The sequence below is a fragment of the Kocuria rosea subsp. polaris genome (genome assembly GCF_001483755.1).
Classification (GTDB): domain Bacteria; phylum Actinomycetota; class Actinomycetes; order Actinomycetales; family Micrococcaceae; genus Kocuria; species Kocuria cellulosilytica.
The window spans coordinates 209873-222128 of the sequence record NZ_LQBK01000004.1; the positions used below are offsets into that span (position 1 = coordinate 209873).

Sequence of the window (12256 nt, forward strand, 5' to 3'; positions counted from 1 at the left end):
AGCCTGCGGGCTCGCCGCCGCGCGGTCGCACCGTTGTGCCGATCGGAGGGCAGGAGGAGCATGGAACCCCGGCCCGTCGATGCTCCAGGAGTTCCCGTGGCGTACAAGTTCTTTCCCCACGTCCCCGTCGCCGACCTGGAGCGCTCGCGGTCCTTCTACCAGGCCCTGGGCTGGCGGACGGCTCCCGGCCTGGCCGAGGGGCACAGCATGGTCCTGGACCTCGGCGAGGACTTCGGGGTCACGCTCGTCGAGCGGCGGTTCATGCAGCAGGCCGTCGGCGAGGACCAGGAGCTCGCGGATCCCCGCCGCACGGTGAGCGGAAGCTTCGCCCTGCTCGTCGACATCCCCGAGGACGTCGACGTCCTGGTCGAGCGGGCGGTCGCCGCCGGCGCCACCGCGGGGCACCGGAAGGACGACAGCTACACGAGCCACCGGGTGTTCGCCGACCCGGACGGCCACCGGTGGAACATCGTGTGGATGGACCCGCTCCTGACGGCCCGGGAGTGAGGCGCGCCCCGAACGACGAGACCGGACGCTCCGTGGCCGGAGAGCTGAGGCCGGAACCCCGCCCCGGAGCAGCATTCACAAGATTCACCGGATTCACCGACGTTCACCGGGCCGTGAACGGTGCGGGGGATCGCCGGCATCCGGCCGGTCCGCCAGCTGCCGTCGTGCCTCCGCCCCGGCTCATCCGCGCCGGTAGGCGTGCCCCATCTCGGTGTGGGACCAGCGGGCCTCGAACCGGGAATCGCCGCTGCGCCGCACGGCCTCCGCGGTCTCCTGGTCCAGCGCGGACCGCCACTCCTCGATGGTGAGCAGGTCAGAGGACCTCAGCAGCGGCTGCCGGTAGATGTTCAGCGCCCGGGCGACTTCGCCCTGTTCGAGCGCGGCCCGAAGCCGCAGGACGTCGCTGGTGACTGCGTCCGGGTCGGCAAACCGGTAGGGCCCGGTGGTGATCACCGCCCCGAGCCGGCGGCGGACCCGGTGGATCTCCGTGCGGACCGTCCCCGGTGTGCCGTGCTCGCCGTAGAGCTCGTAGGCCATCTCCTCGGCGCTCCACCCGCGTTCGCGCAGGCTGAGCAGCGCGAGGATCTCCGCCGACCGCGTCGGCAGGGGGAACCAGTCCCCGCCGCCCACCCGGGCCATGGCCGGCTCGGCGAGCAGGCGCAGCTCCAGGGGCGGCGTGCCGGTCGTGCCAGCGGGGTGTCCAGAGGCCGTCTGGGCGGTGAGCAGCGTCTCGACGACCCGCGCGGCCGAGCGGACCAGAACCCTGGTGTCCGGGGTGGCGCTGCCTCGGGGCCCGGACAGGTCGATGACGCCGAGCACCTCTCCGCTGCCCGGGTGACGCACGGGGGCGGACGTGCAGTCCCAGTCGCTGTGGGACCGGGCGAAGTGCTCGGCTCCGCGCAGCTCCTCCGCGGCCCCGCTGCGCAGCGCCTGGGCGATCGCGTTGGTGCCCACGCCGTGCTCGTCCCAGCCGGCGCCCTCGACGAAGCCGAGCCTGTCGGCGCGCCCGAGCGGTGAGCGTCCCCCGCGCCGCCACAGCACCGTGCCATCGGGTCCCGTGAGGACGGCGACCCGGGCTTCCGCGGTGTCACGGGCGACGCCCAGGAGATCCGCGACGAGGTCGACGTGCGACCCCAGCGGTGAGAGCGTCCGCTGGTGCTCGATCTCGTGGTCCGGGAGCACCTCCCGCGGGCCGTCCAGGTCGCGGGACATGCCGCGGGCGGCGCACCGCTCCCAGGCGGAACGCACCCGTTCCGGTGTCCTCGTCGATCCGCAGCTGTCCACAGCGCGCTCCTCCGTCCTCTGCGCTCGTCCCCGATGCAACGCCGAGGAAACCCCCACGGCCCCACAGTGGTGACACGCATCACATCGGAGCCTATGCCACGGGGCGTCCGGCGTACATCGAGGAGGAACCATGACCGAGACCGACACCGGCGTGCGCGCCGGGACTGACATCGCCCGCACCTGGCTGGCTTCGCTCGAGGAAGCCCTCACGGCCGGCAACGCGGACGCGGCGGCGGCGCTGTTCGAGGAGGACGGCTTCTGGCGCGACTTCCTGGCGTTCACCTGGAACCTCAAGACCCTGGAGGGCCGCGACCAGATCTGCCGGATGCTCGCGCAGACCCTGCCGCACGTCCGGCCCTCTGGGTGGGAGGTCGAGGGTGAGCCCACCACGGCGGACGGGGTGACCGAGTGCTGGGTGCGCTTCGAGACCTCCGCCGGGTCCGGGTGGGGCTATCTGCGGCTGCGCGACGGGAAGGCGTGGACCCTGCTGACCACGCTGCAGGACCTGCGCGGGTTCGAGGAGCAGAAGGGGTCGCGCCGGGACCGCGGCGTCGTCCACGAGATCACCCGGGAGCGCACCACCTGGCTGGAGCGGCGCCGGGCGCGGGAGGAGGCCCTCGGCCGGACCGAGCAGCCGTACTGCCTCGTCGTCGGCGGCGGACAGGGCGGGATCGGCCTGGCCGCCCGGCTGCAGCGCCTCGGCATCCCCACGATCGTGGTGGACAAGCACGAGAAGGCCGGAGACGCCTGGCGCAACCGCTACAAGTCCCTGCACCTGCACGACCCGGTCTGGTACGACCACATGCCCTACCTGCCGTTCCCCGACGACTGGCCGGTGTTCCCCGCCAAGGACAAGATCGCCGACTGGCTCATGCACTACGCCGACATCATGGAGCTCAACTACTGGGCGAAGACCGAGTGCCGGTCGGCCGAGTGGGACGAGGAGACGGGGACCTGGACCGTGGTCGTGGACCGCGACGGTGAGGAGATCACCCTGCACCCCACCCAGCTCGTCTTCGCACTGGGCGTCTCCGGGTACCCGAGGATCCCCGAGTTCCCCGGCGCGGACGTCTTCCGTGGCGCACAGCACCACTCCTCCGCCCACGCCGGCGGCGACGACTGGGCGGGGAAACGGGCCGTGGTCATCGGGTCCAACAACTCCGCCCACGACATCTGCGCCGACCTCTGGGAGCACGGGGCCGAAGTCACGATGGTCCAGCGCTCCTCCACCCACATCTCCCGCAGCGAGTCGCTCATGGACCTCGTCCTGAAACCGCTCTACTCCGAGGAAGCACTGGAGGCCGGCATCACCACGGACCGCGCAGACATGCTGTTCGCGTCGTGGCCGTACCGGGTCCTGCCGGACGTCCAGCGGCCCGCGTTCGAGGAGATGGCCCGCCGGGACGAGGACTTCTACGCGGCGCTGGAGTCGTCCGGCTTCGATCTCGACTTCGGGGAGGACGGCTCCGGGCTGTTCCTGAAGTACCTGCGCCGTGGCTCCGGGTACTACATCGACGTGGGCGCCTCGCAGCTGATCATCGACGGGCGGGTCCGGCTGGTCTCCGGCCAGGTCGACCACCTCACGGAGGACGCGGTGGTCCTCGACGACGGGACCGAGCTGCCGGCGGACCTGGTCGTCTACGCCACCGGGTACGGGTCCATGAACGAGTGGCTCGCGGACCTCGTCTCCCCGGAGGTCGCCGACCGGGTCGGCAAGTGCTGGGGCTACGGCTCGGACACCACCCGGGACCCCGGGCCCTGGGAGGGCGAGCTGCGGAACATGTGGAAGCCCACCAACGTGGAGAACCTCTGGATCCACGGCGGGAACCTGCACCAGAGCAGGCACTACTCCAAGTACCTCGCCCTGCAGCTCAAGGCCCGGATGGAGGGTCTGCCCACGCCGGTGTTCGAGCTCGAGGAGTCCCACCACCCCCGGTGACGCCGACCCGGCACGACGGCGGGGCGCCGGAAGGGATCACCCGTTCCGGCGCCCCGTCGCCTGGTGCTGGGCTCTGTCGGGCGGCGGAAAGCTTGATCCGCAACGCCTCGGCCTCGGCGATGATCTCGGCCTTCGATCTCGAGGGCACCACGATGACGCGATTCCCGTCGCCCGGAAGGCGAATGCTGTAGGTGCCGTCAGAGTTCGGCGTCACCAGCTCGTCGAAGGCGTGAGTGAGACCGACCTCGTACCGGGGCGTCTTCTTGTCCATAGGAGTCGCTGGCCTCTGCGTTTCCAGGGGCACCACCATCGGCCCGATGCTGCCGGGTCACTCCTCGAGCTTCCGGGCCTCCTCCTCCCAGGCGGCGCGGGCGTCCCGGTCCTCGGTGGGCCGGCGGGTCTCCCGCAGGGCGCGCAGTGCGGCGGTGCGCTGTTTTGCGAGGGACTCCGCGGCGGCTCTCGTGGCGGCGTCCTCGCGGGCCTGGGCCCGGGCGGCGGTGACGGCGTCCATGATGTGCTCCACGCCCAGCGCGCCGCCCTCCAGGTAGGCGGCGCGGACGGCCCGGTCCGGGTGGTACAGGTACTGGTCGTTGACCTGGCCGAGGCTGGTGTCGAACTCCTCGTCGGTCGCGTCGGAGATCATCGCGACCACCCGGTCCAGGCGGGCGTCCACCTGGTCGATGAGGCCGTGGCGTCGCGCGCTGCCGCGCAGGGACCACAGTGCCCGGCCGTGCTGCCGGAGCCGGTCCGCGTCCCAGTCCGCCTGGGGCACCACGGAGAGGGTCCCGGTGAGGAGCCGCGCGTCCCTGCTCTCCTCCGGCCGGGGCAGGGAGCGGAGGTGCCACGAGATCCAGGCCGTGCGCATGTTGGAGGCTCCGGCCGCCCGGGCCTCCTCCGCGGACGGCTGCCCGGACCAGCGGGGACCGGCCGGTGGCCCGTCGGCGTCGTCGTCGGGAGCGGTCTGCCGGGTGGCGCGGGTCCGGCTCGTGATGAAGCCGGCGCTGAGCCAGACGAGCAGCCCGGCCAGGGCCAGGCCGAGAAGGGCCGCCCCGCCCAGGAGCAGGAACCGGAACAGGCCGAAGAAGACCACCACGGCGATCAGGACCACCCATACGGTGGCGCCGCTGCTGCTCCCGGTGTTCTTCATGACGGCCCCCGACGACCACGTGCTTCCTGGCCGCCCATTCTACCGCCGCGTCCTGGGTGTCGCGGGGCCTGTCAGGTCGCCTTCGCGTGGGTGGAGGCGTCCCGGTAGTCGGTGTACATGTACGGGTTGTCCAGGATCCTGGTCTCGGGGATGTCGGGGTTCATCCCCTTCTCCCAGGCCTCCTCGCCGAGGGTGGCGCGCAGGTGCTCCACGGTGGCCTCGACCTTCGAGCGCAGGGACCGCAGGTCGACGTCGACCAGGCGGTGCTCGTGCTTGACCGTCCGGCCGTTGACCAGGACCGTGTGCACGTCGCCACGGCCGGCCTGCAGGGCCACGTGGCCGTAGGGGTTGAGCATCGGGAAGGACGCGGGCGAGGCGTCGTTCTTGATGAGCACCACGTCGGCCTTCTTCCCCGGCTCGAGGCTGCCCACCGCGTGGTCCAGCGACAGCGCGGTGGCCCCGCCGCGGGTGGCCCAGTCCACCACGTGCTCGGCGCGCAGGGCCGAGTGCGTCACGGTCTCGCCGGCTTCGTGGGCGCGCAGGTGCTCGTAGGAGCGGTCGGCGCCGAGGGTGGCGCGCATCGCGACGAACAGGTCGCTGCTGAACCACACGCTGGTGTCGATCGACAGGGACATCGGGATGTCGTGCCGGCGCAGCACCCAGGACGGCGGGTAGCCCTGCCCGCAGCTCTGCTCGCTCTCCGTGGACAGGGACACGGACCCGCCGGTCGCGCCGATGCGCTGGTAGGAGTCGTGGCTGAGGGTCGCGGCGTGGACGTAGACCGTGCCCGGGGTCATGAAGCCGTGCTCGTGCATGAGCCGCACGCCGTCGTCGTTGGTGGCGCCCCAGACCCCGGCGTGCGTGGTCACCGGGAGGTCCAGCTCCCGGGCCACCTCGAAGGCGCCCTTCTCCGGGAAGGACGGGTCACCGGTGACGTCGAAGGCCAGCTGGAACTTCAGCATGTCGGAGCGCGGGTTGCGCCGCTCCACGAAGTTCTTGAAGTCCGGGGACGCGCTCCACTCGGAGGGCCCGGCGAAGATGTTGCCGGGGGCGAAGACGAAGCGCCCGCCGGTCCCCTCGAGCGCCTCCAGCGCGGCCTCGGCGTGGTCGATGGTGCTCAGCCCGTGGGACCAGTCCACGCTGGTGGTCACGCCGGCGTCCAGGGCGTCGTAGGCCGAGAGCAGGTTGCCCGCGGCGATGTCCTCGGGGCGGAACGCGGTCCCGTGCTCGAGGTAGTACCAGACGAAGTACTGGGTCAGCGTCCAGTCCGCCCCGTAGCCGCGCATCGCGGTCTGCCACATGTGCCGGTGCGTGTCGATCATCCCGGGCATGATCACGCCCCCGGAGGCATCGATCTCGAAGGTCCCCTCGGGGACCTCCAGGGCGGGACCGACGGCCTCGATGTTCTCGCCGACGACGAGGACGTCGGCGTCGGTGAGCACCCGCTTGGACGCGTCCATCGTCAGGACGGTGCCGTGGCGGAACACGACGGGCTGGCCGGGGGCGGGTGTGCGGGTTTCAGCGGTCACGGTCGACTCCTGGTTGGTGGGTGCTGGTGGGTGCTGCAGGACGGGTGGACGGGCTGGGCTCACCCCGGGCGCGCCGCGGGGCTGCGGCGGAGGACCAGCCACAGAAAGAGCAGGGCGGCGACGGCGGCCAGCAGGAACGCGGCCGCGCCGATCCCCGTGCCGCCGAGGAACGGGGCCAGTCCCGGAGCGGCGCCGCCGAGCCACGCGTCGGCGGACCAGGCGCCGGCGCCGGTGAAGGCCAGGACGAGGGCCGCGACGGCGAGCACGTAGGGGTACTCACCGCCCTTCCGGGCGTTCCAGAAGGAGCCTGCGCTGAGCTGGGAGGTGGCGCCGGCCACGGCCATCGTCCCGGCGGCGGCCGCGGCGCCCAGCGGTGTGAGCAGGCCCAGCAGCAGGGAGACCGCGGCCAGGGCCTCCGTGATGCTGGCCATCAGCACCATGGGCCGCCCCGGACGCAGTCCCAGGGACTCGAAGGCCCCGGCCATCACCGACAGCCCGAGGCCCTGGAACCAGCCCAGGGACTTCTGCGCGGCGTGGGCCAGCAGGACCAGGCCCAGCAGGACCCGCAGGAGCAGGATGCCCTCGTCCATGACGACCTCCGTTCACGACCGTCCGGGCGCCTACAGCGCCACGGAGGGATAGGGCTTGCCGGTCCAGGCCTCGAGCCGCTTCGCCCAATTCCGCTGGTAGGACAGCGGGCCCAACTCCCGCGCCCAGTCCTCGTCGAAGAGGCCGATGAACAGGGTGAGGTAGAGGAAGAAGTGGGCGCCGTAGGCGAACAGCCACTCGTAGTCGTAGGTCTCCAGGGCCCGGCGCTCGTCCTCGGTGAAGGACAGCCACGAGGTCTTCTCCGCGGCATTGAGCCAGGTGCCGACCTCCTCCTCCCACGCGGTGATCGCGGCCGCCGGGTCCGCCTTGTACCGGGCGACCCAGGCGGGGTCGCGGTCCACGGTGTAGAGGAACTTGTTGACGTAGTACTTGCTCATGCCGACGCACCTTCCTTCACGGAGTCCTTCGCGGAGTCCTGCCCGGTGTCCTGCCCGGCGCGGACGGGACCGAGGACGGCCCCGGAGGACGCGGCGGCCCGGGCCGCCGCGGCGGCCTGCTGCTCGGTCTTGCCCGGGTACCAGGTCATGAACATCTCCCGGGTGTGGAAGAGGTCCAGCTGGTCCACGTAGTCGGCCTCCTCGGGGCCGGCGATGCCCATCATGAGGATCAGGTCCATGAACCCGTGGGTGGCGTTGCCGGCCGCGGCCATGGACTCGTGGGTGACGTCGGCCAGGATCGCCTCGATGTTGCCGGTGGACAGCCACTCGATGGCCTTCGCGTCGAACGCCGGGTCCGGGCCGTGCTCGCCGAACATCCGGGGCCCGCCCAGTTCCAGGGACAGGTGGCCGGTGCCGATGGCGGCGACCTTCTTGTCGGAGGGCCATGCGTCGATGATCCTGCGGATGGCCCGACCGAGGTCCCAGAACCGCTTCGGGGAGGGCAGGGGCGGGGCGAAGATGTTGGTGTAGATGGGCACCACCGGCAGATCGGCCTCCGGGCGCACGGTGATGATGGGGCAGACGATGGAGTGGTCGATCTTCAGTTCGTGGCTGAAGGAGAAGTCGAAGCCGGCCTCCAGCAGCTCCTCGTGCAGGTGGTTGGACAGCTCCACGTCGCCGTCGAGCAGGTACTCGGGCAGCCCGAACTCACGGACCTCGTTGTAGAAGGTCGCGTCGTACTTCTCCTGCTTGCCGATCAGGAAGGTCGGGTAGTTGTCCAGGAAGAACTGGTGGAAGTGGTCGGCGCCGACCATCACCAGCACGTCCGGCTCGGCGGCCGTCAGGGTGTCGCGGTAGGCCTCGACCTTGCGCTGCCACTCGTCGGCCTGCGGCATCCGGTTCTCGGAGTGGTCGGTGGTGGCCCGGAGGTAGAACGGGTGGTGCGTGCTGGCCAGCACGGCCGTCAGATCAGCCATCGGTCGTCTTCTCCTGCTCGGGTGGTTCGGGGTCTCAGGCGTTCGGGGTCTCGCCGGGCTCGACGTAGACGGCGTGGCGGTCCACGGCCGTGTAGATGTCCTGGGCGATCGGGTGGCGCTTCTCCTCGGCGATCTGGCCCAGCAGCCCGGCCGAGCGGGCCAGCAGGGCGAAGCCGCGCAGCAGGTCGGTGGGCAGGCCCAGGTCGGCCAGGGCCGCCCCGCAGACCCCGGCACCGTTGAGCGGCAGGCGCCGGCCCAGGACCGGCCCGCTCATCCGCCCGATCGCCTCGAACAGCCGCAGGTGCGGGCCGCGCAGCCCCTCCTCCTCGGCGATGCCGATGAGCACCGGGGTCCGCGGGTCGCCATCCTTGTGGTTGGGGTGGCCCAGGCCGGGCACGAACTTCCCGGCCGCCTTCTGGGCACGGATGGCCTTCGCGGCCATCTCGTCCCACTCCGCGTCGGTGCCGGGCAGTTCGCCCTCGCGGGCGGCCAGGGTGGCGGCCAGGAACTGCCCGCAGTCCTCGGTCACCCCCAGGAAGCGGGACCCGCCCCCGAGCAGACCCGCCGCCATCGCGCCCTGCACGGAGTCCGGGGCGCTGAGATAGGTGACGCGGGCGGCGATGGCGGTGGGGGTGAAGCCGTGGTCGGCCAGGGCGACGAGCACGGACTCGAAGACCCGCACCTCGCCGGCGGTGGGCCGGCGCATCGCGACCAGCCAGAACGCCAGTTCGCCGAAGCCGACCTTGCCCATCAGGTCCTGGGCCAGGTCCTGGCCCAGCAGCCGGATCTCCGTGGCGCTGGAGGTGCCCAGGGACGTGGGGAAGCGCAGTGCCGGCTCGGGCTCGGTGGTCATCAGGACTCCTTCCGCGGAACGGTGGTCGTGGCGGTGGTCGGGGTGGCCTCCGGCGTGCTGAGCCAGGCGCGGACCTGGTCGGTGTGCTCGCCCAGCTCGGGCGGGGCCAGGTCGTAGCGCGGCGGGGTGGCCGAGAACGTCACCGGGTGGCGCACCACCGGCACCGCCCGCTCGCCCGTGCCGGCGCTCACCACCGGCTCCAGGCCGAGTTCCTTGGCGTACTCGACGCCCTGCCCGATCGTGTTGATGGGACCGTTGGGCACGCCGACCTCGTTGAGCTCGGCGAACCAGTGCTTCGCGGGGTGCTTGCGCAGCTGCTCCACGAGCAGGGGGCGCAGCTGCTCCCGGTTCGCGGTGCGGTCGCCGTTCTCGGCGAACCGGGGGTCCTCGGCGACCTCGGGGATGCCCAGCGCCGTGCACAGCCTGCGGAACTGGGCGTTGTTGCCCGCGGTGACGATGAGGTCGTCGTCGGCGGTGGGCAGCGGCTCGTAGGGGAAGAGGCTGGGGTGGGCATTGCCCATCCGGTGCGGCACCACCCCGCCGGCCACGTAGGCGGCGGTCTGGTTGACCAGCCCGCTCATCGCGGAGGCCATCAGGCTGGCCTCGAGGTGCTGACCGGTCCCGGTGGCGTCCCGGTGGCGCAGGGCGGCCAGGACGGCGACGGCGGAGTGCAGCCCGGCCATGACGTCGAAGACGCTGATCCCCGCCCGGAACGGCGATCCGTCCGGATCGCCCGTGAGGCTCATCAGCCCGGACATGGCCTGGACGATGAGGTCGTAGCCCGGCAGCGAGGCACCCTCCGCGGAGCCGAAGCCGCTGATCGAGCAGTAGACCACCGCCGGGTTGGCCTCGGCCACCGCGGCGTAGTCCAGGCCGAAGCGCTCCAGGCCGCCGGGCTTGAAGTTCTCGATCACCACGTCGGCCCGCCGAGCCAGTGCCTGGGCCGTGGCCAGGTCGTCGGCGTCCGTGAAGTCCAGGACCACGGACTTCTTGCCGCGGTTGATCGCGGTGTAGTAGGTCGACACCCCGTCCGGGCGGACCGGCGGGACCCACGTGCGGGTGTCGTCCCCAGCCGGGCCCTCCACCTTGATCACCTCGGCCCCGAGGTCGGCCAGCAGCATCGTGGCGTACGGGCCGGCCAGCACGCGGGAGAAATCGGCGACCACCACCCCTTCGAGCGGGCGGGCCGCGCCGACGGGCGGGTCCTCGGTGCTGTTCACGAGCGCCTCCGAAAGTCTGGTGTCCGCTATGCGGATAGATGTCCGTTGTGTTGGAGATCACTCTCGTCCATGTTCGGTGACGTGTCAAGGGTTGACTGCGAGCGACAGGCGTCCGGTGTGCGGGTGCCTACACTGACTGGTGGCTGCGCCGCTCACCGGGGGCGCGGCACCACGGACGGAAGAGGGCGGACATGTCGGGTCGCAGTGAGACCGCGGGCTTCGTCGAGGCGCTCGCCCGGGGGCTGGACGTCATCCAGGCCTTCGGCGCCGATCGGCCGCGGATGTCGCTGACCGAGGTGGCCTCGGCGACCGGGCTGGCCCGGCCCACGGCGCACCGGCTGCTGCTGACCCTCAAGGAGCTCGGGTTCGTCCGGCAGGTCGACCGGGAGTTCCAGCTCACCGTCCGCGTCGTCGATCTCGGGATGTCCTACGTGGACTCCCTGGGGCTCTGGGACATCGCCAGGCCCCACCTGGAGGCGCTGGTGGGCAGGACGGGGGAGTCCTCCTCCATGGCCCAGCTCGACGGCGCCGACATCGTCTACACCGCGCGGGTGTCCGTGCCCAAGATCATCGCCCTGCGCGTGGAGCTCGGCACCCGGTTCCCCGCCGCGGTGACCTCCCAGGGCAAGGTGCTGCTGTCCGGGCTGGAGGCCGCGCAGGTGCACGCCGCCCTCGACACGCCGTCCCGGTCCTCCGTCCGGACCCGTCCCGTGGATCGTGCGCGGCTGCTCGAGGAGCTCGAGCTCGTGCGGGAGCGGGGGTGGGCCGTGGCCGACGAGGAGCTCGCCCCCGGGGTCCGCTCCATCGCCGCGCCGGTCACGGACGAGTCCGGGCGGGTCGAGTCCACCGTCAACATCACGGTCCACGCCGCGGAGACCCCGCTCGAGACGCTCACCGACGAGTACCTGCCCCACCTGCTGCGCACCGCGGACGCGATCTCCGCGGACTGGGCCGCCTGGCGCCGGCGCCCCCGCCGCGACGGCTGAGCGCGGGCGGGCCCGTCGCGAGGCTGAGCGCGGGTCGATGCCCGCGACCCCGCCGGCCGCGCGGCGCACCGGCCGGGCTCGCCCGTCAGGGCTGTCCGGCTGAGCGCCGGTCCTGCGCCGTTGCCGGGCCGCTCCTCAGGAGCCTCAGGTCCGGACGGGCAGGCCCTCGCGGAAGACCCGCTTGAGCTCGGTCAGCTCGGGCCCGTGCCTGGTGGCCTCGGTGTTGAGCACCGGCTGGTGCACGGCGATCCAGCGCTGCTCGAGGGCGTCGACCTCGTCCTTCGTCTCGCACCGCGCCCAGCCGAGGAGCAGGTGCTCCTGCATCCAGGCGGTGAGCCGCTGCTCGTGCTCCGCGTCGAGGACCACCCGGCCCCGCCCGTCCACGGCCGCGCCCGCCCGCCAGGAGGGGTCCCCGGGCAGGAGCACGGCCAGCAGCGTGCGCCGCAGCGCCGAGGAGCGGGTGCGCCGCAGGTGCTGGCCGGTGATCCGCTTGTGGAGGTCCCGCCGGGCGCGGCCCACGTAGAGCAGCTCGGCGCGGCCGGAGGCGTGCCGCAGCCGCGGCACCTCGGGCAGCCGCAGCCCCGCGGCCTCCGGGGAGGGGGAGCGGGCGGTGTCCAGCCACCAGGCGTAGACGCCGCGGGAGCGGTAGACCTCGGCCTCCAGCGGCGTGCTGAGCGGCAGTCCGGCCAGGCCGGGCTCAGGGAGCTGCGTGCTCACGGGCCACCACCTTCCGCATGTGTTTCCATTCGCAACGTGTTCTCGACTGTAGGGGCAGGAGGGCTCGGTGCCCAGTCCGTGCCCTCCGCGGCGTCGTTCCCGGCGCCTCCT

12 protein-coding genes are annotated in these 12256 nt (G+C 72.2%); 3 read left to right on the top strand and 9 right to left on the bottom strand.

What is annotated here, in order from left to right; translation table 11 throughout:
• Positions 1–60 precede the first annotated feature (60 nt).
• On the top strand, positions 61–507 hold the full coding sequence (locus AVL61_RS03390) for a VOC family protein (protein WP_082696928.1): 447 nt from the start codon (positions 61–63) through the stop codon (positions 505–507).
• 180 nt (positions 508–687) lie between these two features.
• Here the strand turns inward: AVL61_RS03390 and AVL61_RS17755 are convergent, their stop codons facing one another.
• Positions 688–1755 (bottom strand): GAF domain-containing protein, encoded by a 1068-nt coding sequence (locus AVL61_RS17755; RefSeq protein WP_058872940.1) that lies wholly within the window; start codon positions 1753–1755, stop codon positions 688–690.
• Positions 1756–1921: 166 nt separating this feature from the next.
• On the opposite strand from AVL61_RS17755, the gene AVL61_RS03400 reads away from it, so the two are divergent.
• Positions 1922–3730 (top strand): flavin-containing monooxygenase, encoded by a 1809-nt coding sequence (locus AVL61_RS03400; protein ID WP_058872941.1) that lies wholly within the window; start codon positions 1922–1924, stop codon positions 3728–3730.
• A 328-nt stretch (positions 3731–4058) separates the two neighbouring features.
• On the opposite strand, the gene AVL61_RS03410 is transcribed toward AVL61_RS03400, so the two are convergent.
• The 7 genes from AVL61_RS03410 to AVL61_RS03440 form a co-directional block, all read right to left on the bottom strand.
• Positions 4059–4877: a hypothetical protein gene (locus tag AVL61_RS03410; RefSeq protein WP_058872943.1), complete on the bottom strand. Its 819-nt coding sequence runs from the start codon at positions 4875–4877 to the stop codon at positions 4059–4061.
• Positions 4878–4948: 71 nt separating this feature from the next.
• Positions 4949–6406, bottom strand: a complete 1458-nt coding sequence (locus AVL61_RS03415; RefSeq protein ID WP_058872944.1) for an amidohydrolase family protein — start codon at positions 6404–6406, stop codon at positions 4949–4951.
• Positions 6407–6465: 59 nt separating this feature from the next.
• The gene (locus AVL61_RS03420) at positions 6466–6996 is read right to left on the bottom strand and encodes a DoxX family membrane protein (protein ID WP_058872945.1); all 531 of its coding nucleotides are present in this window, start codon (positions 6994–6996) and stop codon (positions 6466–6468) included.
• A 30-nt stretch (positions 6997–7026) separates the two neighbouring features.
• Positions 7027–7392, bottom strand: coding sequence for a hypothetical protein (locus tag AVL61_RS03425; RefSeq protein WP_058872946.1), 366 nt, complete (start codon positions 7390–7392; stop codon positions 7027–7029).
• Entirely contained in the window at positions 7389–8369 is a 981-nt protein-coding gene (locus AVL61_RS03430) for a DODA-type extradiol aromatic ring-opening family dioxygenase (RefSeq protein ID WP_082696929.1), read from the bottom strand. The genes AVL61_RS03425 and AVL61_RS03430 overlap by 4 nt, the downstream gene beginning before the upstream one ends.
• A 34-nt stretch (positions 8370–8403) precedes the next feature.
• Complete coding sequence (locus AVL61_RS03435) at positions 8404–9222, bottom strand: citryl-CoA lyase (protein ID WP_058872947.1); 819 nt, start codon at positions 9220–9222, stop codon at positions 8404–8406.
• Positions 9222–10442 carry a CaiB/BaiF CoA transferase family protein gene (locus AVL61_RS03440; protein ID WP_058872948.1) on the bottom strand — a complete coding sequence of 407 codons (1221 nt, stop codon included), beginning with the start codon at positions 10440–10442 and terminating at the stop codon, positions 9222–9224. Before AVL61_RS03440 ends, AVL61_RS03435 begins: the two co-directional genes overlap by 1 nt.
• A gap of 191 nt (positions 10443–10633) precedes the next feature.
• Here AVL61_RS03440 and AVL61_RS03445 point away from each other — a divergent pair, with 191 nt between their 5' ends.
• Complete coding sequence (locus AVL61_RS03445; RefSeq protein WP_058872949.1) at positions 10634–11428, top strand: IclR family transcriptional regulator domain-containing protein; 795 nt, start codon at positions 10634–10636, stop codon at positions 11426–11428.
• 144 nt (positions 11429–11572) lie between these two features.
• On the opposite strand, the gene AVL61_RS03450 is transcribed toward AVL61_RS03445, so the two are convergent.
• Positions 11573–12145 carry a GIY-YIG nuclease family protein gene (locus AVL61_RS03450; RefSeq protein WP_058872950.1) on the bottom strand — a complete coding sequence of 191 codons (573 nt, stop codon included), beginning with the start codon at positions 12143–12145 and terminating at the stop codon, positions 11573–11575.
• Between the last annotated feature and the right edge of the window lie 111 nt (positions 12146–12256).

What these genes read in the sequence shown, in the direction of transcription:
- AVL61_RS03390 (WP_082696928.1), top strand. Translation starts at nt 61, where the DNA reads ATGGAACCCCGGCCCGTCGATGCTCCAGGAGTTCCCGTGGCGTACAAG.
- AVL61_RS03400 (WP_058872941.1), top strand. Translation starts at nt 1,922, where the DNA reads ATGACCGAGACCGACACCGGCGTGCGCGCCGGGACTGACATCGCCCGC.
- AVL61_RS03410 (WP_058872943.1), bottom strand. Translation starts at nt 4,877, where the DNA reads ATGAAGAACACCGGGAGCAGCAGCGGCGCCACCGTATGGGTGGTCCTG.
- AVL61_RS03420 (WP_058872945.1), bottom strand. Translation starts at nt 6,996, where the DNA reads ATGGACGAGGGCATCCTGCTCCTGCGGGTCCTGCTGGGCCTGGTCCTG.
- AVL61_RS03425 (WP_058872946.1), bottom strand. Translation starts at nt 7,392, where the DNA reads ATGAGCAAGTACTACGTCAACAAGTTCCTCTACACCGTGGACCGCGAC.
- AVL61_RS03430 (WP_082696929.1), bottom strand. Translation starts at nt 8,369, where the DNA reads ATGGCTGATCTGACGGCCGTGCTGGCCAGCACGCACCACCCGTTCTAC.
- AVL61_RS03435 (WP_058872947.1), bottom strand. Translation starts at nt 9,222, where the DNA reads ATGACCACCGAGCCCGAGCCGGCACTGCGCTTCCCCACGTCCCTGGGC.
- AVL61_RS03445 (WP_058872949.1), top strand. Translation starts at nt 10,634, where the DNA reads ATGTCGGGTCGCAGTGAGACCGCGGGCTTCGTCGAGGCGCTCGCCCGG.